The organism is Sphaerisporangium cinnabarinum (genome assembly GCF_055567015.1).
Genome location: NZ_JBVHRG010000013.1, coordinates 62,483 through 87,921, shown reverse-complemented (window position 1 = coordinate 87,921; position 25,439 = coordinate 62,483). Strand labels below are relative to the sequence as shown.

The window sequence follows — 25,439 nt, the reverse complement described above, 5'->3', positions numbered from 1 at the left end:
TTGAACTCAGGCGGGAACTTCTTAGGCACAACGACATCCTTCCAGCAGGACCTCGTCCCGCAGATGGAGTGTCAACCGTTCCTGCAGCAGTCCCGCGGGGCCAGATAGGGCAGGGGCGCGCCGGGCGTGTTGCGGTCGTGTTCGCCGTCGACGGGGCCGAACGGGCCGTTCTGTGGGTCGAGCAGGATGGCCATGTGGTGGTCGGCGTGGTCGCGCCACCACACGCTCATGCCGGTGGCGGGGTCTTGGTGTAGGTGTTCCCAGGCGCGCCAGAGCGCTTCGAGGCGGATCACGGCCTCGTCGTACTTCCACCACTCGGCGGCCCAGACCCGGTGCTCTCCGCGGCCGGCGATGTGGCGCCGGTACACGTTGCGCAGGTACTCGCGCACGAACTCGTCGACCGACCCGTAGTAGAGCGTCGGTGCGCCGTCCTCGTCGCCGCGTGCTCGACGACGGGCCGTGCCTGGTCGATGGCGTGGGCGAGGTCCTGGTCGGCGTGGTGGACCACGGCGACAGCGTCCTCGAGCTGCCCAACCTCTACTCGCACTACGGATCGCGCGTGATCGTCCTAGACACCGTGCTGCAGAGCTGGTCCCAGCGCGTGGAGGTCTGGGGCGAGTCCGGCATGAAGAGATCTGTGTGGAGCGTCCAACGTCACGGTCTACGGCGGGGGAGTGAGCGTCGCGAACTTCCTCGAGGACCTCTCGCGGATGGTCGGGGACTACGACCGGCTCTCGTCCTCGACGTCGACGGGGCGCGGGCAGCGCACGGTCTCCCAGCAACTGCACCGAGAACGCATTCTCGACGTGGCCGACGTCGCGGCGCTGCCCAAGGGCCGCGCCGTCGTCCCGGCCCCCGGAGCCCGCCCGACGCTCATCCGCACCATCCCGTGGATGGTCGGCCCGCACCGCGAGGCCGTCGAGGCGTCGGTCGCGGCGAACGACCCGCAGACCAAGCGCACCCTGCGCGAAGCACACGACGAGATGGCGGCCGTCGCGGCCGCCACACCGCCCGAGGAGGCACCGTGAGCGACTGGGGCGAGGACGAGTACGAGCCGACGATCGAGGTCAATCACGTCGACGCCGACGACGCGCCGGCCTCCGGCGGCCGGGCGACCGTCGAGCCACCCGAGGTCGTCGAGGCGCGGGCCACGCTGACGCTGGACGGCGCATGGCGGCGCACGCCCGCGCGACGGCCCAGCTCGACGACGCGCGCGACACCCTCGCGGACGCGAGGGCGCCCTGCATGTCGCCGAGGCCAAGGTCACCGACTACTGAGACGACGCGACGAAGGCGTGGTAGCAACGTGTCGCGGCGGCTGAGGACGTCAAAAGCGCGCCGGGTCCTCGCCTGGCGTACCGCCGCGCGGTCAGCGCCCGGGAGCGCGAGCTCGCGCCAGCGGCACACGTTCGCGGCCTCGTCGAGCACGCCGGCGAGCGGGGTCGCCCGTCGCCCGCCGGCGGACTGTGCGGCCAGCTCCTCGGCCGCTTCCACGACGGCGACGGTGAGCGTGGTGACGACTGGGCTGGCCATGCCTTCCTCGGACAGCAAGTACAGGGTGCCGGGTGTCGTCGGCGCCGACTGCCCCGCGGCGGAGGGCAGCCCGGCGCGCACGAACTCCTCCGGGCTGAACTGGGGCCAGGTGTCGGCGGGGACCCAGGCCGCGATCTGCGCCGCGTTCCTGCCTGCGGTCCGTGCATCGGCAGACTTTCGACTTTTGATTGACACCCGACAGAAGCCTCGTAGGATGACGACCGAGTGGTAGGTGAATTTCACCCGACCGCTACGGCCCGACCGCCTCCGCGCGTGCCCCGGTGCACGTGGTGGCACTCTCCGTCCGCACGACGACGTGCGGGGGGATCGCGCTCGACGACGAGACGAGGAGGACCACCGGGCAGGGGGCGCGCAGCCCTCCCACCAGCACAGACAGACCGAGCCGCCCTGATTCCGTCGTTGGCGCGACGGGGGCGACCCGGTCCGGATGACCCCTCACAGGCGACTGAACCTCACAGGAGCGGCATCAGATGAAGGATATCGACCGGCGTACGCGCCGGAACCGGCGGGTGACCGCGGCTCTGGCCGCCGGCGCCCTCGCGCTCACGGGCCTGGGCGCGGCGACGGCACCTGCCGTCGCGCACGACGGCGTCGACCACGGCGCGGAACCGGGTGCCGAGGCGGCGCTCGACTGGTCCAACTACGAGCGCGTGCTGCTGACGAAGGACGTGGGCGAGCCCATCGACCTCGCGATCCTCCCGGACTCGCGCGTCCTGCACACGGCCCGCAACGGCGACGTGCGGCTCACGGACCCGGCGACGGGCGTCACGCGCGTGGTCACGACGCTCGACGTCTACGCGAACTCGGAGGACGGCCTCCAGGGCGTCGCGCTCGACCCGGAGTTCGAGGACAACGGGTGGGTCTACCTCGTCTACGCGCCGCGCGACGCGGACGGCGACGGCGTCGCGGACACCCCGACGGGCAACGCGCCCAACTCGCTCCCGGCGGGCGAGGACGAGAGCTACTGGGACCGCTGGGTGGGCGTGAACCGCCTCGCCCGGTTCCAGTGGACGGGCGACACGATCGACCTCGCGAGCGAGCAGGTGATCCTCGACGTCGAGGTGCAGCGCGGCCAGTGCTGCCACGTCGGGGCGGACATCGACTTCGACGGCGACGGCAACCTCTACCTCACGACGGGCGACAACACGCCCGCGAGCACCCCGGGCGCGAACGGCTTCGCGCCGAACAACGACGCCCCCGGCATGAACCCGGGCTTCGACTCGCGTCGTGGCGCGGGGAGCACGAACGACCTGCGCGGCAAGATCCTGCGGATCCACGTCGAGGACGACGGCTCGTACTCGATCCCCGAGGGCAACCTGTTCGCGCCGGGCACCGAGGGCACGCGCCCCGAGATCTTCGTCATGGGCGTGCGCAACCCGTTCCGGTTCGAGGTCGACCCCGAGACGAACTCGCTCTCGTGGGGCGACTACGGCCCCGACGCGACGAAGGCGGTGGCGGAGACCGCGGGCCGTGGGCCCATGGGCCTCGTGGAGTGGAACGTCGTCTCGCTCGACGACCCGCACAACGCGGGCTGGCCCTACGTCCAGGGCGACAACTTCGCCTACAACGACTGGGACTTCGCGACGGGCACGCCGGGGGAGTTCTTCGACCCCGAGAACCTCGTCAACGACTCCCGCTGGAACACGGGCCTGCGCGAGCTGCCGCCGGCTCGCGCCGCGACGCTCTGGTACGGCGACAACCCGGGCGACCAGCCGTGGGACGAGCTCGTGAGCTTCGGCTCCGGCTCCGGCCAGGCGCCCATGGGCGGGCCCGTCTACCACTACGACGCCGACAACCCGTCGACGACGAAGCTCCCGGAGTACTGGGACCGCAAGGCGTTCTTCGGCGAGTTCTCGCAGGACTACCTCGCCGCGTTCACGGTCGACTGGGAGACGTTCGACGTCACGCACATCGAGGACTTCCTGCCGAACGCCGCGCTCGCCGCGGCGGGCCAGCCGCCGCACGACAACCCGATGGACCTCGAGTTCGGTCCCGACGGCTCGCTCTACGTGCTCGACTACGGCGACGGCTTCTTCCGCGCCAACCCCGACGCGGGCCTGTACCGGATCGACTACGCCGAGGGCAACAAGGCGCCCCAGGCGCGCTTCACCGCGACGCCCACGTCGTCGTCGCAGGCACCGCTCGAGGTGACGTTCGACGCGTCGACGTCGTCCGACCCCGAGGGTGACGACCTCACCTACGCGTGGGACGTGGACGGGGACGGCACGTTCGACGCCGAGGGCGTCCGGACGACGCACACGTACACGGAGATCGGCGCGTACACGGCGCGCCTGCGCGTCACGGACGCGTCGGGCAAGTTCTCGCTCACGTCGCGCGTCATCTCCGTCGGGAACCAGGCGCCCGAGGTCACGATCGAGCACCCGGCCGACGGCGCGTTCTTCGACTGGGGCCAGGCCGTCCCGTACAAGGTCACCACGACCGACGCCGAGGACGACCTCGGCGGCGGCGAGGCGCCGACGCCGCACCTCACGTCGGGCGACCAGATCGGCGAGTGGCTCGCGGACGCCATCGGGCACGACGTCCTCGTCGAGACGCTAGGGGTCGACGCCGAGACGCTGGGCGAGGCCTCCGGCTTCACCCTCGACGAGCTCGTCGCGATCTCCGGCGGCGCCGTCACCGCGCAGATGGTGGCGGACGTGCTCGAGGTGTACGCCGCCGCGTTCGAGGACCCGCAAGCGGGGTCGGGCACCGTGTGCTCGCGCGTCGCCTGGACGTACGGCCTCGGGCACGACGAGCACGCGCACCCCGAGTCCATGGGCACGGGCTGCACGGGCGCGTGGCGCACCGACCCCAACTCGCCCGAGCACGGCCCGGGCGCGCTCCTGTACGGGGCGGTCGTCGTCACGTACACCGACGCGGGCCACAACGGCCTCCCGCCGGCCACGGGCGAGGCGACCTTGCGCCTCAACCCGAAGGAGCAGCAGGGCGAGCACGCGATCGGCCGCGAGGGCGTCGAGGTGTTCGCCGACGCGACCGCGCGGGGCGGCAACGCCGTGCGCGGCCTCGGGGCGGGCGACTTCCTGCGGTACGACCCGGTGAGCTTCGCCGGGATCGACGGCGCCGTGGTCCGCGCGAGCGGCGGCGGCGAGCTCCAGCTCCGCTGGGGCGCGGCCGACGCCGAGCCGTTCGCGACCGCCGTCGTCCCCGCGGGCGAGGGCTGGCAGGACGTCGAGATCACTTTCGACGCCCCCGAGGGCTCGGGCACGCTGTTCGTGACGTCGTCCGACGAGCTCGCGGTCGACGCGATCACCATGGTGGGCGCGGGCGCGGCGGACGTCACCGCCCCGACCGTCGCGCACACGCTCGCGCCGGAGGCGCCCACGGGCGTCGGCGGCGTGTTCAACGAGCCGGTGCGGTTCTCCGTGCAGGCCACCGACGACGGCGCGGTCGCGAGCGTGCAGTACTCGCGCGACGCGGGCGCGACGTGGACGAACCTCGCGGCGAACCAGCAGTACGGCGTGACGTTCTCGCAGGACGGCGCGTACGACCTGCTCTACCGCGCGACCGACACGGGCGGCAACGTCTCCGAGGCCGGCGCGGTGGCGTTCACGATCGACCTCGACGCCCCGGACGAGCCGACGGTCGCCTCGGCCACGACGGTCTCCGTCGGCGCCGCGCGCGTCTCCTACGGCGCGCCGGGCGAGGCCGTCGTCACGGTCACCGGCGAGGGCGGCACACCGACGGGCGAGGTCGTGCTCACCACGGGCGAGACCGAGGTCGGGCGCGGGACCCTCGCGGACGGCACGGCGACGATCGCGATCGACCCGTCGCTCGCCGTCGGGACGCACACCCTCACCGCGACGTACGGCGCCGACGGCGTCTACACGGCGTCGGCGGGGACCGTGCGCCTCACGGTGGCCCAGGCCCGGTCGACCACGACGGGCAGCGTGGCGCCGAACCCGGTGAAGCCCGCCGTCGCGGCGAAGGCGACGCTCCACGTGGAGTCGTCGACCGGCGTCGTGCCCACGGGCGACGTGCAGGTGACGGTGCGCAAGAACAACGGCACCGTCGCGTCGCTGACGGGAACGCTCGACGAGGCGGGGGACGTCGTGGTGACGCTCCCCAGGCTCGCGGCGACCGGCACCTACCAGGTGCAGGCCCGCTACCAGGGGTCCGCCGGGGTCGCGCCCAGCACGGTGAACCTCACCCTCACGGTCCGCAGCTGACCGTCCCACCGGTGGCCCGGGCGACCCGCCCGGGCCACCGGCCCCCAGGCGTCCCCGGGTGCGGTCCCGGGGCGGCTCACCTCGAAGGAGAGACATGAGTTCACACCACCACCCGACGGTCTCGGCCAAGCCGATGACCCGTCGCAACCTGCTCAAGGCGCTCGCGGCGTCGTCGGTCGCCGTGGGCGTGGGGGCCGCCCTCGGTCCGTCGGCGGCGAACGCGCTCGGCGGCGCCCTCCCGACGGCGGTCGCGCCGTCCGGCGGGCGCAACCGGCTCGTGCCGGTGAACCGCATCGGCATCCAGCTCTACACCGTGCGGGACAAGGTCAGCTCGCTCGGCTTCCGGGCCGTGTTCGAGGAGCTCGCCGACATCGGCTACTCCGAGATCGAGTTCGCGGGCTACACGCAGGGGAGCGTCGGCGCGATCACCGTGCCGGAGATCCGGCAGCTGCTCGACGACAACGGCCTGCGGGCCGTCGGCGCGCACGTCAACCTCACGCCGGCGAACATCGACGCCGAGATCGAGAAGGCGCTCGCGCTCGGCATGCCGCACCTCGGCCAGGGCGGCCCCATCGCGGGCGGCTACGGCGGCCCCATCCCGAAGGCGCAGTGGCTCCAGGCCTGCGAGACCTGGAACCAGATGGGCGAGAAGGCCCGCGCGGCGGGCCTCAAGCTCTACTCGCACAACCACGCCCAGGAGTGGGCGTTCACCAGCGACGACCCGAACCAGCGCGTCTACGACCTGCTGTGGGACAACCTCGACCCCGAGCTCGTGTTCTTCGAGATGGACGTCTACTGGGCCTACGTGGGCCGCCACCTGTACCCCGGGTTCGAGCCGATCGACTACGTCACGCGCGACCCGCGCCGCTTCCCGATCCTGCACCTCAAGGACGGCAAGACGAACGAGTCCAGCGGCAACGGCTACGACATCATCGAGTTCGGCGCCGGCGACATCCCCTACCAGGCGTTCCTCTCCCAGCTCCGCGACCGAGGGCAGCGGTTCGGGCTGTACGAGCAGGACAACGCGGCGACCGTGGCCGAGCCCGGCAACGCCCTCAACTCCCTGGGCAACGCCCGCCGCAGCTACGGCGAGATCTCCTCGCTCCGCGGCTGACGCGGACCGACCACACCTGACAAGGAGCATCACATGAAGTGGAAGTGGAAGGTCCCGGCCGCCGCGCTGCTCGCGGTGGCCACGGCCACGGCGGTCGCGCCCGCGGCGCAGGCCGCCGACGTCGAGTGCACGACCGACCTCGGCGACCGGACCGTCAGCGGCGACCTCGTCGTCCCGGCGGGCGCGGACTGCGTCCTCGGCGGCGCGACCGTCGAGGGCGACGTCGTGGTCCAGCCCGGCGGCTGGCTCGACGCGACGTCCGTGACCGTCGGGGGCGACGTCGTCGCGACCGACGCGTACGGCGTGCTGCTCGACGGCACGAGCGTCGCCGGGGACGTCAGCGTCTACTCGGCGGGCACCCGGAACGGGTTCCTGTACGTCAACGACCTCACGGTCGGGGGCGACGTCGCGGCCGGGGGCGTGGACGTCGAGATCAGCGACTCGACCGTCTCCGGCGGCCTGCTCACGCAGGAGGCGACCTACGTCGACCTGCTGCGCACGTCCGTGCGCGGCGACGCGACGCTCGACGGCTCCGCGTTCGGCGTGACGGTCGCGGGCGCCGTGGTCGGGGGCACGCTCACCGTGAGCAACGGTGCGCGCGACCTGCTCGTCGGCGCGACGGCGTCCGGCGAGGCCGACGAGTGGGGCAACGCGGTCGCGGGCGACCTCGTGCTCAGCGGGAACGCCGGCAACCTGCGAGTCGCGGGCACGGCGGTCCAGGGCACGATCCGCGCCACGGGCAACGACCCGGCCGCCGTCTTCGGGCCCGGGAACACCGCGGGCGGCGTCGAGGGCGACCACACCGGCGAGGAGCCGGGGGCCGCGCCCGAGGGCGACCAGGCCGTGGCCGTCACCGTGCCGCAGCAGTCCGGGGGCGAGCTCACGTGGTCGCTCGAGGGCTCGTCGCGCCTCGTCGACCTCGGCGTCGCCACCGAGGAGCTCAGCTACTACCAGGCCCAGGGCCAGCTCGTCCCGGTGCGGGTCCAGGACACGCGCGCGGGCGACCCGGCGTGGTCCGTCACCGGTCAGGTGTCCGACTTCACGGCGGGCGGCCAGACCGTCGACGGCAAGCACCTCGGCTGGACGCCGGGCGTCATCGAGAACGGCGGCGACGCGGTCGCCGGCGCGCCGGTCGCGTCCGGGTTCGACGAGGGCGAGGGCCTCAAGCAGGCGCGCACCCTCGCGCGGGCCGACGAGGGCCACGCGCGCGGCGCGTCCGTGGTCGGCGCCGAGCTCGACCTCAAGATGCCGCTCGACACCCCGCGCGGCACCTACACCGCGACGATCACGCTCACCGCACTGGGCTGATCCCGCGGGACACCGCAGCCCGGCCCGCCACGGGCCGGGCGACCGGTCGGCCACCACGCACGCCGTGGTGGCCGGCCGGGCCGGCGGCTCGTCGTCCGAGCCGCCCCACCTGCACCGACGAAGGACCGAGCGCATGACCCACCGACGCACCTCTCCCGCCCCCGCGTCCCGCGCCCTGCGCGCGCTCGCCGGGCCCCTGCTCGCGCTCGCGCTCCTCGCCGCGCCCGCGGCCGCCGCGCTCCCCGGGGAGGCCGCGCCCGCCGCGGCCCCCCGCCAGGTCGCGCCCGCCGCGCGGGCGTCCCTCGCGACCGACGACGCGCCCGCCCCCGACCCGGCGCAGACCGTGCAGTGGGGCGTGCGCCCGGGAGACACCGCCCAGGGCGTCGACCGTCCCAACTTCGCGTACTCGCTCGCGCCCGGCGGCTCCCTGCGCGACAGCCTCGTCGTCTCGAACCACGGCGACACCCCGCTCGCGCTCGCCGTGTACGCCGCCGACGGCTTCCTCACCGACGACGGCACGCTCGACCTCCTGCCCGCAGGCGAGGAGTCGACCGCGCTCGGGTCGTGGGTCGCCCTCGACCAGGCCGAGGTCGAGATCCCTCCGCAGGAGCGCGTCGAGGTCCCCTTCACCGTCACCGTGCCCGACGACGCGACGCCGGGAGACTACGCCGCCGGAGTCGTGTCGTCCCTCGTCGTGGTCGCCGAGGACGGCGTCACGACCGACCGGCGGCTCGGCTCGCGCGTGCACCTGCGAGTCCAGGGCGAGCTCGCCCCGGCGCTCGCGGTCGACGACGTGCGGCTCGCCTACGACGGCACGCTCAACCCGTTCGCGCCCGGCAGCGCGACCGTCACGTTCACCGTGACGAACGAGGGCAACGCGCGCGTCGCCCCGGCGACCGCCGTCCGCATCTCCGGGCCGTTCGGGCTCGGCGCGACGTCCGCGACCGACGTCGACGTGCCCGAGCTGCTCCCCGGCTCGTCCGTCGAGCGGACCGTCGAGGTCGACGGCGTCTGGCCGCTCGGACGCGAGGTCGCGACGCTGACGGTCGGCGGCGAGGTCGTGCCGCTGCCCGGGACGGTGCCCGACCCGGAGGTCGTCGTGCCGGGCGTCGTCGCGACCGCCACCACCTGGGCCGTGCCGTGGGTCGCGCTCGGCCTCCTCGCCCTCGTGGCGCTGGTCGTCGTCTGCCGCGTCCGCGCGCGGCGCCGGGCGCGGACCGCCCAGCAGCGCGCGGTCGACGCCGCCGTCACCGCCGCGCTCGCCGAGCGTGCCGCGGGTGGGGCGGACGAGGCGCGGGCCGAGGACTCCCCGAGCGACCCCGACGCCGTGGGCAGCCCGGCACCGGACCACGACCCCGTGGCGAGACCTGCGCCGTGAGGTGACCGGGCCGGAGCGACGGTGGCGGAGATGGTGTCACCTGGCGTGCCTGGGCGGCGCGGTGCCTTCGATACGGTGCGGGGGTGCAGCTCGAGTGGACACAACCGTTCCGGTGGGGCCTCCTCCTGGCTTTCGACGAGCAGGAGTCCTTCGACCTTCCCCCGGACCTCGGCGATGAGGCGATCGCTTCGTCACCTTCCTGCCTGGCCGTGCCGGTGCTCCACGCCGCCGACGTCGACGTCTCGGACGACTGGCCCGACGAGGTGGATCCTCCGTCGGCGACGGTCACCGTGACCGTCGTCGTCGGCGAGCCCCTGCCCACGGGGGTCGCGGAGTTCGACGGACGGCTCAGCTGCCCGTCCGGGCGCCTCTCGATCGGGGACGCCGAGAACGAGCGCACCCTCGACGTCCCCCGAGGGCCGCTGCGTGTGCAGGTCGACCGGGAGCCCGCGGAGTACGCGAACCACGTGACGATGCGCATCGCCGCCGCCCGGGAGCCGGACTGACGCCGGGGAACCTCGGCACGAGTCCGTGGAGCGGTACGGGGCCCGCGCCTGAGCGTCCCCGTCGCGGGCCGCGGGCTCAGCCTTCCGGCCGCGTGACGTCGTCGTGCGGGACGAGCACCTGCACCCCCGGCCGGTCGACGACGGTCGTCGTCGCGGCGTCGAGCGCGCGCCAGGTCTCGTCGCTGAACCCGTTGCCGGTCGACCGCACGAGCACGGCGGACGACCCCGACGTCAGGTAGCGCAGCGCCTCCTCCTGCCAGGCGAGGTTCCGACGGCGCGGCACCGGCTCGCCGGCGGCGTCCCGCGCGCCGTGGTCGTACGAGTACCCCGACAGGTCCACGGGAAGCTCGCAGCCGCGCTCGAGGTCGCGGCTCAGCACGTCGAGGACGGCGAGGACCCCGGGGGAGTCGGCGCGGACGCAGCCGTCGTCGGGGAGCGCCGCCGCCACCTCGGCCGTCGGGAACGGGGCGAGGCGCGGTGCGGTCTGCACCGCGGCCACGAGGAGGGCTGTGGCGCCGATGCTCAGGAGCGCCCCCGCCGCGACCCGGCTCGGGCGGGGCAGGAGCGAGCACGCGGCGGCCAGGACGAGGACCAGCGCCGGTGCCGAGAACGCCGCGTACTGCGGGTACGCGGACGGCGAGAGCAGCAGGACGCCGACCTGCACCGCGAGCAGCACGACCCACAGCCTCCCGCGCCGCCCGACCCACGCCGCGACCGCGGCGACCGTCGCGAGCGCCAGCACGGTCCACGCCACGGCGAGCTGCTCCTGCTCCGGCACGAGGTCGCGCAGGCCGCCCGTCCCCGTGAGCCACACGAGCCGCTGCTCGAGGTCCGTCGTCGCCGGGGGCCGGGTGAGCTGGTCGAGCACGACCATGCGGACCATGTCCGACCCCGCGGCGAGGAGGAACGGGCCGAGCACCGCCACCAGCGCGACGACGGCGCCCGCGGCCGCGCGGGCCGCGGTGCGCCACCCGGCGACGACCAGCAGCCAGAGGAGCACGACGAGCAGCGGCACCACGCCCCAGATCTTGACCGTCGCACCGAGCCCGAGGACGGCACCGCCCGCCCAGAGCCACGGGCGCTCGCGGCCGGTGCCCTCCCGGTGCCGGTCGAGGCCCCGGAGCAGCAGCACGACCCCGCCGAGCAGGCACAGGGAGCCGAGGGGTTCGAGGAGCGTGAGCCGCTCGGCCCACGCCGCGGCGTACGACAGCGCGTAGAGGACGCCGCCCACGACGGCCGCCGTCGTGCCCCACCGGCGCGCGACGCGTGTCACGAGCACGGCGTTGGCCGCGCCGACGAGCATGATGCCGACGCGCGCGGCGACCAGGGCGTGGTCGTCGCTCGTCCACGTGGTGAGCGCCGCGAAGGGCGTCAGGGCGAGCGTCGAGCCGGGCGGGTGCAGCAGCAGGAAGTCGCGGTAGGGCACGCGGCCGTGGACGAGCGCCACCGCGGCCGAGAAGTACACGCCGTCGTCATAGCCGCGGTACCCGCCGATGCCGGCCGAGCCCCCGACGAGGTGCCACCGCACGAGGAACGCCAGGCCCGCCACGACGGCGGCCACGACCCACCCCCACCGCGCGGCAGCGGGCGCTCGGCGCGGGGCACGGGCTGCCAGGCTCACACCCGCCAGTGTGCGCCGGGGCCGCGGCGGGCGCGCGACGCGTCCCCCTAGCGGGACCCGACCGGGCATTCCCGGCCGGGCTCCGGCAGGTCGTCGGCCGGGGCGGGCGCCGCCGGGCGCGGCAGCGGCCGGACCTGGCCCGCGACCGCGAGGGACAGCACCGTGGCGGCGCAGATCACGAGGAGCGCGTGGCGGGCCCCGACGCCGTCGACCAGCAGGCCGAGGAGCGGGGGAGCGCTGAGCATCGCGACCGTGGAGAACGACGTCGCGACCGCGACGCGCGGCGCGGCGTGCGCCGGGTCGTCGGACGCCGCGGCGATCGCGACAGGGTTCGCGAGCGCAGCACCGCAGCCCCACAGGACGATGCCCACCCACGCGAGCGGCAGCGTGGGCGCGAGGCCGAACACGAGGAGCCCGACGAGCGCCGACGCGCCCGACGCCCGGAGCACCGCGACGCGCCCGAACCGGTCGATGAGCCCGGTGCCCGCGAACCGGAACACCGTCATCGCGCCGACGAACGTCCCGTACGCCACCGCGCCGAGCGCCTCGCGCACGTCGAACCCGTCCACCACGGCGATCGACAGCCAGTTGCCCGCCGACCCTTCGGAGAGCGACGACGCGAGCAGCACGAGCCCGATGAGGAGGGTGCGCGGCTCGCGCCACGCGGCGAGCGCCGCCCGGACGCCCGCGCCGCGCCGGGGTGCGGGGGCGCCGTCGGCCGCCGTCGTGCGCGCCGCGGCCCGCTCGGGCGCGATCGCCGTCGCGGGCGCGATGAGGAGCGCGCGGGCCGCCGTGACGACGAGCGTGACGACGACGACCTGCGTGGCGATGCCCACGTGCGCCCACGAGAACGCGGCGGCGACGAGCGCCCCGCACGCCGCCCCGATGGAGAAGGCCGCGTGGAAGTGGGGGAGGATCGCGCGCCCGACGTGCTGCTCCACCGACGCCGCGCAGATGTTGATGGGGACGTTGGTCAGCGCGCCGCACATGCCGTTGAGGAACGCGCCCGCCGCGAACACGCCGACGCTGCCGGTCGCCGTGCCGAGTGCGACGAGGCCGAACCCGACGACGTTCGCGGACGTCGCGACGACGAGCGTCGTGCGGCTGCCGAAGCGCGCGACGACCGCGCCCGTCACGACGACGGCGGTGAGGGTCCCGACCCCGCCCACGACGAGCAGCGCGCCGAGCTGGCCCGAGCTCAGCCCGAGCGCCTCGCGCACCGACGGCAGGCGGCTCATCCAGGACGTGCCGATGACGCCGAACAGCGCGAACTGCACCATGAGCGCCCACCGTGCGCGCGAGACCACGGCGCGGTCGGTCAGGGCGCGCGCCGTCCCGGAAACCGGAGGGTTTGTTGACACTTGCCCGAGTCTACGGAGCAGGCGGGCGCCCCGGCCTCCGTTTTCCGCGGCGGCGACGACCCGTCAGAGGCGGACGGTCCCCGCGACGCACGTGACGCTCGACCCGCCGACCCAGACGGTCCCGGTGCCGTCACGCTCGACGTGCACGCGCCCGGCCCGGCCGAGCGCGGCGCCCTGGGCGGCGACGTAGCGGCCGGGCAGGCGCCCGTCGCGCGTGAGCCACTGCCCGACGACGGCGTTGAGGCTCCCGGTGACCGGGTCCTCGGGGATGCCCATGGCGAGCGCGAACCCGCGCACCTCGACGGCCGTGCCGTCGGGGCCGCCGTCGTCCCCGTGCAGGCCGGCGACGCCCACCGAGAGGTCGGGGTGCTCGGCGCGCAGCCGGGACCAGTCGGGCGTCAGCCCGGTGACGCGTGCCGCGGAGTCGAGCAGGACGACGCGCCAGCCCGGGCCGTTGTCGAGCACCCGGTGGTCGAGGACGGCCTCGTCGGGCACGCCGAGCGCGGCGACGATCGCGGCGAGGTCGTCGGCCGGGACCGGCTCGTCGGTGAGCAGCGCGGGCGCGGCGAACGCGAGCCGCTCCGTGCCCTCCTCGCGCCGGATCGGCACGAGCCCGACGCCGCACTCCTGCACGACGACGTCGCCCGAGCGCGGGGTGCCGCCCGCCTCGAGCCACGCGTGGCACGACCCGAGCGTCGGGTGGCCCGCGAACGGCAGCTCGCCCGCCGGGGTGAAGATCCGGAGGCGGTAGTCGGCGCCGCCGTCCGCCCCGTCGGGCGAGGGCGGCAGGAGGAACGTCGTCTCGGAGAGGTTGGTCCAGCGCGCGAAGGCGGCCATCTGCTCGTCCGTGAGGCCGACGGCGTCGAGGACGACCGCGACGGGGTTCCCGAGGGTCGGCGTGCGGGTGAAGACGTCGACCTGGGCGAACGGGCGGGACGCGGTCCGGTCGGCGACGTCGCCGTGGCGTGCGGTCATGCCGTGAGCGTACGTCGCTGCAGGCGGGAGCACTTTTGTCGACGGTGCGACGGAAGTTGTAGACACATCGATAGAACGCGGGCTAGCCTGTCCAGCGTTGTCATCGACGGGGCCAGGCAGGGGTTACGCTCCGTGGACTCGTAGTCCGACCGAGTAAGGAGCAACGATGCTCGAACGCACCAGCCTGCCGGTGTCCCGCCGGATCAGGTACCGACGCGGCGCGGCCGCCCTCACCCTCGGCGCCCTGGTCGTCGCAGGCTGGGCCGTCCCCGCCGCGGCCGATCTCCCCGAGCAGGAGCCCGGCGTCACGCTGCGGACCTTCCAGCTCGCGCAGAACCCCGGTGGGGTCTGCACCCTGAAGTCCGGGCAGACGCCCAACGTCGACAAGCTCATGCCGACCATCGACTGGTCGACGGCCGAGCAGTTCGGCGCGGAGGACAACTTCATCTCGCAGGTGAGCGCGAACCTGCACGTCCCCGCGGACGGCCAGTACCAGTTCCGCGTGACCAACGACGACGGCGCGCTCGTCTACATCGACGGCCAGCTCGTCCTCGAGAACGACGGCCCCAACGACTCGACCTCCGTCGAGGGCAGCGCGACCCTCACCGCGGGCGTGCACGACCTCCGCGTCGACTACTACGAGGGCAGCGACAAGCAGCGCCTCACGCTCGCGTGGAAGACGCCGGGCAGCTCCTCCTTCCAGGTGATCCCCTCCTCCGCGCTCAGCACCGAGGCCGGCGTCGTGCGCGTGACGGCCCCCGGCTACAAGTACTGCGAGGGCGCGACGGACACGGCGGGCGACGGGCTGCGGCTCGACTCCGTCAACCCGAACTACGAGCTCGTCGACCTGCGCCCCGCAGGGTTCGAGCCCAAGGTCTCCGGCCTGGCGTTCACGCCGGACGAGCAGCTCGCCGTCGTGACGACGGGCGAGGTCAGCTCCGGCGGCTGGCGCCCCGACCCGGTGTCCGGCGAGGTCTACTTCCTCGACGGCGTCACCACGGCCGACGGCCCCGAGGACGTCACGGCGACGCTCGTCGCGGACGAGCTGCTCAACCCCATGGGCATCGAGGTCGTCGAGGACTCGATCTTCGTCTCGGAGCGGTACCAGCTCACGCAGCTCACCGACCCCGACGGCGACGGCTTCTACGACACCCACACGAAGATCGCGGAGTGGCCCGACGGCGGCAACTTCCACGAGTTCGCGTTCGGCCTGATCCACGACGAGGACTACTTCTACGTCAACCTCTCCGTGGCCATCAACAACGGCGGCGCGACGACGAACCCGCAGCCTGCGGCCAACCGCGGCACGTCGATCAAGATCGACCGCGAGACGGGCGAGGTGAGCTACGTCGCGGGCGGCCTCCGCACGCCGAACGGCATCGGCTTCGGCCCCGAGGGCGAGATCTTCGCGACGGACAACCAGGGTGCCTGGCTGCCGTCGAACAAGCTCATCCACATCCAGCAGGACAAGTTCTACAACCACTACACGAACCCGGCCGGGCCGTTCGACTCGAACCCCGTCGCCCCGCCGGCCGTGTGGCTGCCGCAGAACGAGATCGCCAACTCCCCGGGCAACCCGATCCTCGTCGAGGACGGCGAGTTCGCGGGCCAGATGCTGCTCGGCGACGTGACGTACGGCGGCATCCAGCGCGCGTTCCTCGAGAAGGTCGACGGCGAGTTCCAGGGTGCGGTCTTCCGCCACACCGCGGGCCTCGAGGTCGGCGTGAACCGCGTCGTCTACGGTCCCGACGGCGCGCTCTACGCCGGCGGCACCGGTGAGGGCGGGAACTGGGGCGAGTCCGGCAAGCTCCGGTTCGGCCTCCAGAAGCTCGTCCCCGTCAACGAGGACTCCTTCGACATGAAGGAGATGCGCGTGGTGGAGGGCGGCTTCGAGATCGAGTACACCGACCCGGTCTCCGACGAGGTCGTCGAGAACCTCGCCGACGCGTACCAGATCAAGCAGTGGCGCTACGTGCCGACGCAGCAGTACGGCGGCCCGAAGGTCGACGAGCAGCCGCTGTTCGTCACGGACGCCCAGGTGTCCGAGGACCGCACGACCGTCACGCTGAAGATCGACGGGCTCAAGCCTGGTCACGTGGTCCACGTCCGGTCCCCGCGCCCGTTCGCCTCGGCCGGCGGTGCGGAGCTCCTCAGCACCGAGGCCTGGTACACGCTCAACTCGCTGCCCGGCTACGTCGCCCCGGCCGACCGCGGCTGGTACGAGGCAGAGCTGGCCCAGCCCCTCGGCGGCTCGAGCATCGGCTCGGACCACAGCAACTACTCCGGCTCCGGATTCGCCGCGGGCATGACGAGCGTCGGCTCCGGCCGCACGTTCTCCGTGACCGTCCCCGAGGCGGGCACCTACCCGGTGAACGTGCGCTACGCCAACGGCATCCACCCGTACACGTCGCTGCGGGCGAAGAACGTCTCGCTCCACGTGAACGGCCAGGACCTCGGCCAGTGGAACTTCCCGACGACGGGCAGCTGGAAGGACTGGGGCGTGCAGACGCGCGACCTCGACCTCCAGGCCGGCGTGAACACCATCACGCTCGCGTACGAGGCCGGTGACGAGGGCAACATCAACATCGACGTGCTCTCGATCGGCGAGAACCCGGACATCTGCACCCCGGGCGAGGTCGAGGACGGCTACACCGCGCTCTTCGACGGCACCCTCGCGAGCCTCCAGGAGGGCTGGCGCATGGCCGGTCCGGGTGGCTTCGGCCGCCAGGAGGACTGCTCGATCCAGGGCGCGGGCGGCATGGGCCTGCTCTGGTACAACCAGGAGCTCGGGGACAGCTACAGCCTGAAGCTCGACTGGAAGCTCCTCAAGGACGACAACGGCGGCGTCTTCGTCGGGTTCCCGAACCCGGGCGACGACCCGTGGGTGGCCGTCAACAAGGGCTACGAGATCCAGATCGACGCGACCGACGCCGCCGACCGCACCACGGGTGCCATCTACACGTTCCAGGGTGCCGACGCCGCGGCCGTCGAGGCCTCGCTCAAGCCGGTCGGCCAGTGGAACGCGTACGACATCCGCGTCGAGGGCGACCGCATCCGGGTCTACCTCAACGACGTGCTCGTCAACGACTTCACGAGCAGCGACCCGGCCCGCCTGGTCAACAGCTTCGTGGGGATCCAGAACCACGGCAACGGCGAGATGGTCAACTACCGGAACATCCGGTTCAAGGAGCTGACCGACGAGCCCGTCGAGGAGCTCGCGATCTCGACGACGGTTCAGACCCGCTGCCTCGCGGGCAAGGTCTACGTCGCGGTCCGTGCCACGAACGACGACACGGTGCCGGCGGACGTCACGCTCACGACGCCGTTCGGGACGAAGACGGTGACCGGCGTCCAGCCGGGTGCCTCCGCGTACCAGTCGTTCGCGACGCGTGCCGCGTCGGTCGAGGCCGGCGTCGCGCAGGTCTCCGCGACCGGTGACGGCCGGACGTTCGAGGCGGACGCCGCCTACGAGGCCGTCAGCTGCGGCTGAGCCGATGACCCGGGGCGGGCGGCGTGAGCCGTCCGTCCCGGGTCGCACCGGGCGGGGGCGGCGGCACGAGCCGCCCCCGCCCGACCTGTCTCGTCCGGCGCCCGGCAGGGCGTCCCCGCAGGGCGGAGCGCGGTCCGACGGCGCTCCCACCCTCGCGTAAGGTGCTCACGTCCGCGCGCTGCCGCACGGACGCACCGCACGAACGTCGTGGGCGAGCCCGCCGAGGCCGACTCCACGACTCCCCGACGAGTTCCCGACGAGGGGAGCCCCCATGACGCTCGGACGCCTGCTGCACCGGACCGGACGGTTCGCCGCCCGCCGCCGGGGCGTGGTCTTCGTCGTCTGGGCCGTCCTCCTCGTGGCGGGCGCCGTGCTCGGCGGGGCGGTCTTCGACAAGACCTCCGACGTCGACCCCGCCCCGCCGGGCAGCGCGTCCGCCCTCGCGGCGGAGCGCCTCGAGGAGCTCGCCCCCGAGGGCGAGACCGTCGTCGCGGTGCTGTCCGGCCGCGACCACTTCTCCGCGGACCTCATCGCGAGCGCGAGCGAGGTCATGCACGGCATCCGCGCGATGCCCGGCGTCGTCGAGCTCTCCGACGCCTACACCGGCGGTGGCCTCATCGCCGACGACGCGCAGGGCTCGCTCGTCGTCGTCGAGCTCGACCCCGCGCTGTCCGACGACGAGGCCCTCGCCCTCGCGCACCGCGTCGCCGACGCGCTGCACACCGTCGACACCCCTGAGGTGCTCGTGGGCGGCGCGCTGCTCGCGGAGGAGGCGTTCGTCGAGCAGGCGATCACCGACGCCGCGGTCGGCGAGGGGATCGCGATCGCGGTGCTCCTCGTCGTGCTCGTCGTCGTCCTCGGCGGCCTGCGGGCCGGCCTGGTCCCGCTGCTCTCCGCGCTCGCCGCGATCGCGGTCGCGCTGCTCGTGCTCAGCGGGCTGCTCGGCGTCGTGCCCGTCAACGAGTTCGCCGTGAACGTCGTGACGCTCCTCGGCCTCGGCCTCACGGTCGACTACTCGCTGCTCGTGCTCGCGCGCTTCCGCGAGGAGCGCGCCGCGTCCCCGGGCCTCCCGCTCGACGAGCTCGTCGGACGCACCCTCGCGACCGCCGGCCGGGCCGTGCTCGCCTCCGGCCTCGCCGTCGCCATCTCGCTCGCGGGGCTCCTCCTGCTCGGCGACTCCCTGCTCTCCGGCATGGCGGTGGGCGGCGCGATCGTCGTGCTCGTCGCGACCGCCGCCGGGCTCACGCTCGTCCCCGCGCTCGTCGCCACGTGGCACCGCGCGATCCCCGCGCCGGGTGCCCGCACCTGGTCCCACCCGTGGACCGGCCGCGGCGGCGCCGGCACGCTCGGCCGGCTCGCGCGCACCGCGCAGCGCCACGCCGTGCTCGTCAAGCTCGGCGCGACGGCGCTCCTGCTCGCGCTCGCCGCACCTCTCGGGTCGCTCACGCTCGGCAGCTCGGAGGTCCGCTCGCTGCCCGCCGACGCCGAGGCGCGCCTCGCCGCCGACGCCACCACCTCCCGCTTCGCCGACCTCGGCGTCGCGCCCGTCACCGTCCTCGTCGAGGGCCCGGTCGACGACCCGGCGGTGACCGACCTCCTCGACCGTGCCGCCGCCCTGCCCGGCGTCGAGGACGCCATGCAGGACACCGGCTACCCGCCCGAGGTCACCGTCGTCGACCTCACGCCCGACGTCGGCCCGGACGGCGACGCGACGGCCCAGGCGGCGCAGGACCTCGTGCACGCCGTGCGCGCCCTCGACACCGACCTGGAGGTGCGGGTCGCCGGACCGGCCGCCGAGGTCGTCGACACCCAGGAGCACCTCGCGCAGCGGCTCCCGCTCGCCGCCGGGGTCGTGGTGCTCGCGACCTTCGTGCTGCTCTTCCTGCTCACCGGCTCGCTCGTCGTGCCGCTCAAGGCCCTCGTGCTCAACCTCCTCACGCTCGCCGCGACGCTGGGCGTCCTCGTCTCCGTGTTCCAGCACGGCGTGGGCGCCTCGCTCCTCGGGTTCGAGCCGTGGGGCGCGCTCGACGTCACCACGCCCCTGCTGGTCGGCATGCTCGTGTTCGGCCTGTCGACCGACTACGAGGTCTTCCTGCTGTCCCGCACCGCGGAGGAGTGGCGCGCCCGCACGCCCGGCGAGGACCCGCGCGTCGCGAACGACCGGGCCGTGCTCCGCGGCATCACCGCGTCCGGCCCGGTCGTCACGACGGCGGCCGTCGCCATCGGCATCGTGTTCCTCGGGTTCGCGGCGGGCGAGCTCGTCGCGATGAAGGAGGTCGGCGTCGGCATGGCCGTCGCCGTGCTCCTCGACGTCACCGTCGTGCGCGGGCTGCTGCTGCCCGCGACGATGACGCTCCTGGGCCGGTGGAACTGGTGGCCCTCCTGGCGTGGGGGAGAGCCCGCGCCCGCCGAGGGAGAGCCCGGGTCGGCCGAGGTGGAGCCGCGGTCGGTCACACGTCCCGCATGACCTCGGCGACGAAGCGCGCGGAGCGCTCGCGGAGGCCGTCGACGCGGAGCTCGACGAACAGCTCGCGCATCGACTCGTCGTCGCCCATCTCGGTGCGGGTGGGGGCCCGGCGGACGTTCTGCGAGCAGAGGAACTGCGTGCAGATGAGGGTGCCGACGGTGTTGCCGCGGCGCCCGGCGGCCCCGGCGCGGCGCGCCACGTAGAGGCTGACGTCGTCCGTCACGACGACGTCCTCGCACCACGCGCACACCGCGCGCTTGCGCCGTCCGCCCGTCTTGGCGTCGGTCGAGCGCAGCAGGACGCCGCGCGGCTCGCCGTCGACCTCCACGACGGCGTAGGCGAGGAGCGGGGCCTTGCGGTCGCGCCACCCGAGGTAGTCGAGGCGGCCCCAGTCGAGCGTGTCGAGGTCGGGGAGGGTCGCCTGCGCGGCCTCGCGCTTGGACGCGTTGACGAACGACGCGCGGATCTGCTTCTCGGTCAGGGGGTTCATGGGTTCGCTGCTTCCGTGTCAGGACGGTCCGCAGCCCGGCGGGCGTGCACGACGACGCGTGCTCGCCCGGGCGCACGACGGCGCCGCCGGGGGCGGGAGGACGGCATGCCCACAGCCGTCGCGTCGTGACCGGCGCGGCCGGGCGACGACGGGGTCGTCGGACGGCGGTGCGCCCCGGAGGGAGACGGGCGTCGGGTACGACGGCCCGCGGCCCGGTGGTCTCAGCGAGTGACGGTGCGGGGGGAGAGGGCGCCCGAGCAGGCCGCCATGGCCACCTCGCAGCCTGCGGTGCCGTGCATCCGCGTCTCCTCGTCCCGTGCGGCGCGCCGTCGGCGCGATCCTGACTCGTGGTCGTGCCCGTCCGGCACGATGGACGGCTGCCCTCGGCAACCGTCACCCTCGATGGTGCGCCTCGGCACCCGCCGTCGTCAACGTGATTGCCGCCCGGGCCGCCGCGCACCGCTGGCTCGACCGGCCGACGCCGTCCCTCAGGACGTCGCCCAGACGCCCAGCTCGTTGCCGCTCGGGTCGAGGAAGTGGAACCGGCGGCCGCCGGGGAACTCGTACGGGCCCTCGACCACCTCGCCGCCCGCGCTCCGGACGGCGGCGAGCGTCTCGTCGAGGTCTGCCGAGAACAGCAGGACGAACGGACCGCCGCGGGTCACGTCGCCGGACTCGGCCAGGCGCAGACCGCCGGCCTCGTCCGCGCCGGACTCCGCGGCCGTGCGGATCCCGGCGTACCCGGGGCCGTAGGGGACGAACTCCCAGCCGAAGGCCGCGCCGTAGAACGCCTGCGCGGCGGCGAGGTCGGTCACGGGGAGCTCGACGTAGTCGATCGAGTGGTGGATGCCGTGCGCGTGCGTGCTCATGCACCCATCGTGACGTGGGCCACCCACGGCCGACGCGCGGGTGTACCGCAGGCACCACCTCGGCGGGTGGTTCCCGGTGACCTTCGGCCTCGCCCGGGTGACGAAGTGCCGGGCCCGGCGAGCGGGTCGCCCGGCCAGACTCGGAGGTTCCGCCGTCCACCGTCCGGGAGGAACTCCGTGCCCGTCGCCCTGCCGTCCCCGTCCGAGACCGCCGCACCCGCCGGGGAGCGGCTGGTGTCCGTGGAGGTGGTGGTGCCGTCCGGGGTGTTCTGGACGGGGGAGGCGCGCAGCGTGACGGTCCCGGCGGCGTCGGGCACGCTGGGCATCCTGCCGCGGCACCAGCCGGTCGCGGCGTCGCTCACGGCGGGCCGGGTGCGTCTGCGCACCCCGGACCGTCCGACGGCCGAGCTGCGGATCGGGGGCGGGTTCCTCGTCGTCGACCAGGACGAGGTGACGATCCTCGCGGACGACGCGACGTGGGTACGGGCTCGCTAGCCCGCTACGCGGGGTCGGTCGTCGTCCCGAGCTGCACGACGACGACCCGGTGCCCGTCCGGGTCGTGGACGTGCGCGAACCGGTCGCCGGTCTCGGCGTCGGCGTCGGGCCCGACGAACGGCTCGACCCCGGCCGCGGCGAGGCGTGCGAGGGTCGCGTCGAGGTCGTCGACGTAGAGCACGAGGTTGGGCAGGCCGTGCCGCACGAGCGGGGCGCCGCCCTCGGGGAGCGGCACGAGCCACAGACCGGGCTCGTCGACGCGTCCGGGGCCGACGTGGAGCAGGGGGAACCCCTCGGTCTCTCCCTGGAACAACGTGCGGAAGCCGAACCCGTCGGCCCAGAACGCGGCGCTCGCGTCCAGGTCGTGGCACAGCAGGACGGTGCGGCCGATCGTCGTCGTCATGGGCCCGAGCCTAGGACCTGGTCCGACGCCGGACGCGGGCGGTGCTCGGATGCGGCCGCGCCAACCGACGCGAACGTCAGCCGGGCCATCCGTTCGCGCCGAGCGCGACCACCGCCGGAAGCGATCGTCGCATTCCTGAGCGTCCGATACCCTTCACCTGCTGCCGCGGCACCAGGGGGGGTCATGCGACGCCGAGCACGAGCGATCACGGGGTGGATCAGCCTCGCCGTCGTGGCCTGCGGCCTCACCTTCTGGGCCGGCCGCGTGACGCTCACGACTCCCGAGGTCGAGACTGGGCCGACGTCTGAGCCGACGTACCGGGTGATCAACGAGTCGATCGGTCGAACGCTGTCCCTTCCCGTCACGGCGACGTGGGAATCTGTCCCCCTCGCCACTGGCGCGGGCTCCGGGACGGTCACCTCGATCGACGTGGCGTCCGGCGACGTCGTTGAGCCGGGGGACGCTCTGTACAGCGTCGATCTCCGCCCCGTCACCGTGCTCCACGGTGATGTGCCCGCTTTCCGTCAGATGAGCGTGGGTGTGAAGGGCGCGGACGTCCGCCAGCTTCAGGAGTTCCTTCGGGACTCCGGCTACCTGCGCGTACGGAGCGTCGGTGGCAGCTTCGGAGACGCGACGGCGAGAGCCGTGGCGGCATGGCAGCGGGACCTGGGCATCGAGGACGACGGGATCGTGCGTTCGGGGGATGTGCTCTTCGCGCGGGAGATACCGAGCCGCGTGACTCTCGCGGAGGAGATGCTCCCCGGGGCGCAGGTGGCTCCAGGGCAGGTGGTGGCTCGTGCGCTGGCGGCCGAACCCGTCTTCACCATGAAGCTCACGTCCGATCAGGTGTCGATGATCCCTGTCGATGCCACCGTGGCGATCCGGAGCAGTGACGGAGAATGGCGTGCCACGATCGGGTCGCAGACGATCTCGGACGACGGCTCTGTGGTGGCGCAGCTCGTGCCCGCCGAGGGTGACTCGATCTGCGGGAGCGGGTGCTCCGGAGTCCCGTACGGTCCCGATCCCGCAATCTTCGACAGCGAGGTCGCGATCGTCGCTCCAGCAGAAGGTCCGGCCGTGCCGCTCTCAGCGATCCAGACCCACGCAGACGGGACGGCCTTCGTGGTCCGGGCCGACGGTGAGCAGGTCGCCGTGACGATACGGACGGAGGGCGACGGACGCGCTGTGGTGGATGGCGTCGCGATCGGGGACGAGATCCTCCTGTTCGGTGTCGACGAGTCCGGGAATCAGGCGCCGGAGAGTGAGAAGGACACCTGATGGACGGCCCTGTGCTCGCGGTCGAGCACCTCACGTTCGCCTATCGGAAGAGGTCCGAGCCGATCATCGAGGATCTCTCGGCCGGTTTCCCGGCCGGGTCCGTGACGACGGTGACCGGACCCTCAGGCTCGGGGAAGTCGACCCTCCTGTACATCCTCGCCCTCATGCTCCGGATACGAGAAGGACGAGTCGTCTGGGACGGGCGCTCGGTGGCGCAGCTCGCTGACGACCAGCGCTCGCGGATACGCGCATCGAAGGTCGGGTTCGTCTTTCAGGATGCGATGCTCGATCCTGCACGGAGCATCCTCGACAACGTGTGCGAGGCGGCACTCTTTGCCGGGATGCCGATGTCTGCGGCTCGGTCCCACGCTCGCGAGCTTCTCGAGAGGTTCGGCGTCGAGCATCGTTCTGCGCATCGACCGGGGGAGATCTCCGGTGGTCAGGCGCAGCGAGTGGCACTCTGCCGCGCTCTGCTCACCTCTCCGAGCGTCGTGTTCGGTGATGAACCGACCGGAAACCTCGACGCCCGTTCCGCAGCGGTGGTGTGGGACGCGCTCGTCGCGCATGCCCGGAGCGGAGCGACCGTGATCGTCGCCACCCACGACGAGGCCTTGGCGGAGCGGGCCGATCACCGGCTCGTCCTGGGCTAGGCGGACACGTGGCGACCGGATCCTCGCTCGACCCCGCACCGAGCGACGTCAGAACCCCCGTACGGCTGCCGACCCCGCTGCCGGGTGCGCCCGCTCCCCGAGCGATCCTTCGGGACGGCTTGCGCACGGTCATCGCCCAGCCACTGCCGTCGGCGGTCGCGGCACTCGTCGTAGCCATCTCCTGCTTCGTCGTTCTCGCCACCACCGGGCAGTCCGTCGCGGCCGAGCAGGCGGTGCTCTCCCGCTTCGACGGTGCGGGAGCAAAGCTCGTCACTGCCTTCGACGCGTCAGGCGAGGCGCGCGTCCACGCGTCGAGCGTCCCTGCGTTGAGTACTCGTCCGGAGGTGGACTGGGTGATCGGACTGGGCCCTGTACGTGATGTCCGGAACGCTGACGCTCCTGCCCATGGAGGTGCTGGCGTCGCCTTGAGGACGCTCGTCGGCACCCTTCCGACGGGCATCCCGATCGTCGCAGGGAGGGCTCCGCGGGCCGGCGAGGTGCTTGTCGGGGTCGAGGCGGCGCGCTCCCTGGGGCTCGCGGACGGCGTCGGCAACGTCACCGATGGCGTGCAAGCCTGGCCCGTCGTCGGGGTTTTCGAGTCACGGGGTCCACTCGACACCCTGGACTCCGCAGCGCTGGTGACGCCAGAGGCTGGCGAGACGAGGGCCGGAGACCTGCGCTACGTCTACGCCATGGCGTCGTCCGTCAGCCACGTCAAGGATCTGGAGCGAGTGATCCCGGCGCTGATCCATGCCGAGGACGCTGCGGCGGTCACGATCGAGAGCCCCACCGGCGCCATCGCCCTTCGGCGGGTGGTCGAGGGCGAGATGGGTGATTCCGTCCGACGGATCATGGTGGTGGTGCTGGCCGTGGGGCTGGTGACCATTTCGGCCACGATGTTCGGTGCCGTGTCTTCTCGCCGAAGAGATTTCGGACGGCGACGCGCGCTGGGCGCGACACGGTCGGCGATCGTCGTACTCGTCATCGTCCAGTCGTTCACAGCAGCAGCCCTTGGTGTGCTCGTCGGTATCGGGGCAGCGAGGCTCTTTGCGCGACTGACGGCATCCGACCTGCCGGACGTGTCTTTCACGCTCGGGCTTGCTGGTCTGGCCATGACCACTGCGCTGGTGGGTGCGATTCCGCCCGCGATCGTCGCGTCGCGTCGCGATCCGGTCCGCGTCCTGCGGGTCCCGTAGCCGACCCCACGAAGCCGCGTGCGGCGCTCCGACGGGGAGAAGCGGCTGGTCAGGCCGCCCTCGCCCGTGCTGGACACCGCACGCGGCTTCCGGAACCG

General features: G+C 73.5%; 19 protein-coding genes and 1 pseudogene. 13 read left to right on the top strand and 7 right to left on the bottom strand.

All coding sequences use genetic code 11. The annotated features are described in order from the left end of the window. Positions 1–71: 71 nt before the first annotated feature. Positions 72–554, bottom strand: a complete 483-nt coding sequence (locus ACZ4MO_RS17860) for a DUF4913 domain-containing protein (RefSeq protein WP_175009881.1) — start codon at positions 552–554, stop codon at positions 72–74. Between ACZ4MO_RS17860 and ACZ4MO_RS17855 the strand changes: the two are divergent. From ACZ4MO_RS17855 to ACZ4MO_RS17825, 7 genes and pseudogenes are all read left to right on the top strand, one after another. Continuing rightward, positions 497–622: pseudogene (locus ACZ4MO_RS17855) on the top strand (TraM recognition domain-containing protein); the annotation flags it as partial. The gene ACZ4MO_RS17860 and the pseudogene ACZ4MO_RS17855 overlap by 58 nt on opposite strands. 13 nt (positions 623–635) lie before the next feature. Further along, a complete protein-coding gene (locus ACZ4MO_RS17850; protein WP_499279309.1) occupies positions 636–1,028 on the top strand; it encodes a TraM recognition domain-containing protein in 393 nt (130 codons plus the stop codon). Between the two features lie 1,034 nt (positions 1,029–2,062). Next, positions 2,063–5,740: a PQQ-dependent sugar dehydrogenase gene (locus tag ACZ4MO_RS17845; protein WP_255437367.1), complete on the top strand. Its 3,678-nt coding sequence runs from the start codon at positions 2,063–2,065 to the stop codon at positions 5,738–5,740. A gap of 94 nt (positions 5,741–5,834) precedes the next feature. Beyond that, positions 5,835–6,854 carry a sugar phosphate isomerase/epimerase family protein gene (locus ACZ4MO_RS17840; protein WP_034651214.1) on the top strand — a complete coding sequence of 340 codons (1,020 nt, stop codon included), beginning with the start codon at positions 5,835–5,837 and terminating at the stop codon, positions 6,852–6,854. Between the two features lie 33 nt (positions 6,855–6,887). Next, positions 6,888–8,162, top strand: coding sequence for a hypothetical protein (locus ACZ4MO_RS17835; RefSeq protein WP_175009882.1), 1,275 nt, complete (start codon positions 6,888–6,890; stop codon positions 8,160–8,162). 133 nt (positions 8,163–8,295) lie between these two features. After that, positions 8,296–9,540 carry a WxL protein peptidoglycan domain-containing protein gene (locus tag ACZ4MO_RS17830; RefSeq protein ID WP_175009883.1) on the top strand — a complete coding sequence of 415 codons (1,245 nt, stop codon included), beginning with the start codon at positions 8,296–8,298 and terminating at the stop codon, positions 9,538–9,540. Positions 9,541–9,623: 83 nt separating this feature from the next. Next, complete coding sequence (locus ACZ4MO_RS17825) at positions 9,624–10,046, top strand: hypothetical protein (RefSeq protein ID WP_137281308.1); 423 nt, start codon at positions 9,624–9,626, stop codon at positions 10,044–10,046. Between the two features lie 76 nt (positions 10,047–10,122). Here the strand turns inward: ACZ4MO_RS17825 and ACZ4MO_RS17820 are convergent, their stop codons facing one another. The 3 genes from ACZ4MO_RS17820 to ACZ4MO_RS17810 form a co-directional block, all read right to left on the bottom strand. Next, positions 10,123–11,667 carry a glycosyltransferase 87 family protein gene (locus ACZ4MO_RS17820; RefSeq protein WP_186810496.1) on the bottom strand — a complete coding sequence of 515 codons (1,545 nt, stop codon included), beginning with the start codon at positions 11,665–11,667 and terminating at the stop codon, positions 10,123–10,125. 47 nt (positions 11,668–11,714) lie between these two features. Next, positions 11,715–13,028, bottom strand: a complete 1,314-nt coding sequence (locus ACZ4MO_RS17815) for an MFS transporter (protein WP_175009885.1) — start codon at positions 13,026–13,028, stop codon at positions 11,715–11,717. A gap of 63 nt (positions 13,029–13,091) precedes the next feature. Continuing rightward, positions 13,092–14,003, bottom strand: coding sequence for a PhzF family phenazine biosynthesis protein (locus ACZ4MO_RS17810; protein ID WP_108049961.1), 912 nt, complete (start codon positions 14,001–14,003; stop codon positions 13,092–13,094). A 166-nt stretch (positions 14,004–14,169) separates the two neighbouring features. On the opposite strand from ACZ4MO_RS17810, the gene ACZ4MO_RS17805 reads away from it, so the two are divergent. After that, on the top strand, positions 14,170–17,493 hold the full coding sequence (locus ACZ4MO_RS17805) for a 3-keto-alpha-glucoside-1,2-lyase-like domain-containing protein (protein WP_175009886.1): 3,324 nt from the start codon (positions 14,170–14,172) through the stop codon (positions 17,491–17,493). 271 nt (positions 17,494–17,764) lie between these two features. Then, positions 17,765–19,960 carry an efflux RND transporter permease subunit gene (locus ACZ4MO_RS17800; RefSeq protein WP_175009887.1) on the top strand — a complete coding sequence of 732 codons (2,196 nt, stop codon included), beginning with the start codon at positions 17,765–17,767 and terminating at the stop codon, positions 19,958–19,960. Here the strand turns inward: ACZ4MO_RS17800 and ACZ4MO_RS17795 are convergent. Both ACZ4MO_RS17795 and ACZ4MO_RS17790 read right to left on the bottom strand, forming a co-directional pair. After that, on the bottom strand, positions 19,944–20,450 hold the full coding sequence (locus ACZ4MO_RS17795) for an FBP domain-containing protein (RefSeq protein WP_175009888.1): 507 nt from the start codon (positions 20,448–20,450) through the stop codon (positions 19,944–19,946). The genes ACZ4MO_RS17800 and ACZ4MO_RS17795 overlap by 17 nt on opposite strands. A gap of 488 nt (positions 20,451–20,938) precedes the next feature. Continuing rightward, positions 20,939–21,319 carry a VOC family protein gene (locus ACZ4MO_RS17790; RefSeq protein ID WP_175009889.1) on the bottom strand — a complete coding sequence of 127 codons (381 nt, stop codon included), beginning with the start codon at positions 21,317–21,319 and terminating at the stop codon, positions 20,939–20,941. A gap of 177 nt (positions 21,320–21,496) precedes the next feature. On the opposite strand from ACZ4MO_RS17790, the gene atpC reads away from it, so the two are divergent. After that, entirely contained in the window at positions 21,497–21,814 is a 318-nt protein-coding gene (atpC, locus tag ACZ4MO_RS17785) for an ATP synthase F1 subunit epsilon (protein ID WP_255437368.1), read from the top strand. Between the two features lie 4 nt (positions 21,815–21,818). On the opposite strand, the gene ACZ4MO_RS17780 is transcribed toward atpC, so the two are convergent. Beyond that, complete coding sequence (locus tag ACZ4MO_RS17780; RefSeq protein ID WP_085387028.1) at positions 21,819–22,217, bottom strand: VOC family protein; 399 nt, start codon at positions 22,215–22,217, stop codon at positions 21,819–21,821. Positions 22,218–22,481: 264 nt separating this feature from the next. Between ACZ4MO_RS17780 and ACZ4MO_RS17775 the strand changes: the two genes are divergently transcribed. From ACZ4MO_RS17775 to ACZ4MO_RS17765, 3 genes are read left to right on the top strand one after another with little or no spacing between them, the layout of a single operon-like run. Beyond that, complete coding sequence (locus tag ACZ4MO_RS17775) at positions 22,482–23,495, top strand: peptidoglycan-binding protein (protein WP_186810497.1); 1,014 nt, start codon at positions 22,482–22,484, stop codon at positions 23,493–23,495. Next, positions 23,495–24,145, top strand: coding sequence for an ABC transporter ATP-binding protein (locus tag ACZ4MO_RS17770; RefSeq protein ID WP_061269092.1), 651 nt, complete (start codon positions 23,495–23,497; stop codon positions 24,143–24,145). The genes ACZ4MO_RS17775 and ACZ4MO_RS17770 overlap by 1 nt, the downstream gene beginning before the upstream one ends. An 8-nt stretch (positions 24,146–24,153) precedes the next feature. Next, positions 24,154–25,341: an FtsX-like permease family protein gene (locus ACZ4MO_RS17765; protein ID WP_186810498.1), complete on the top strand. Its 1,188-nt coding sequence runs from the start codon at positions 24,154–24,156 to the stop codon at positions 25,339–25,341. Positions 25,342–25,439 lie beyond the last annotated feature (98 nt).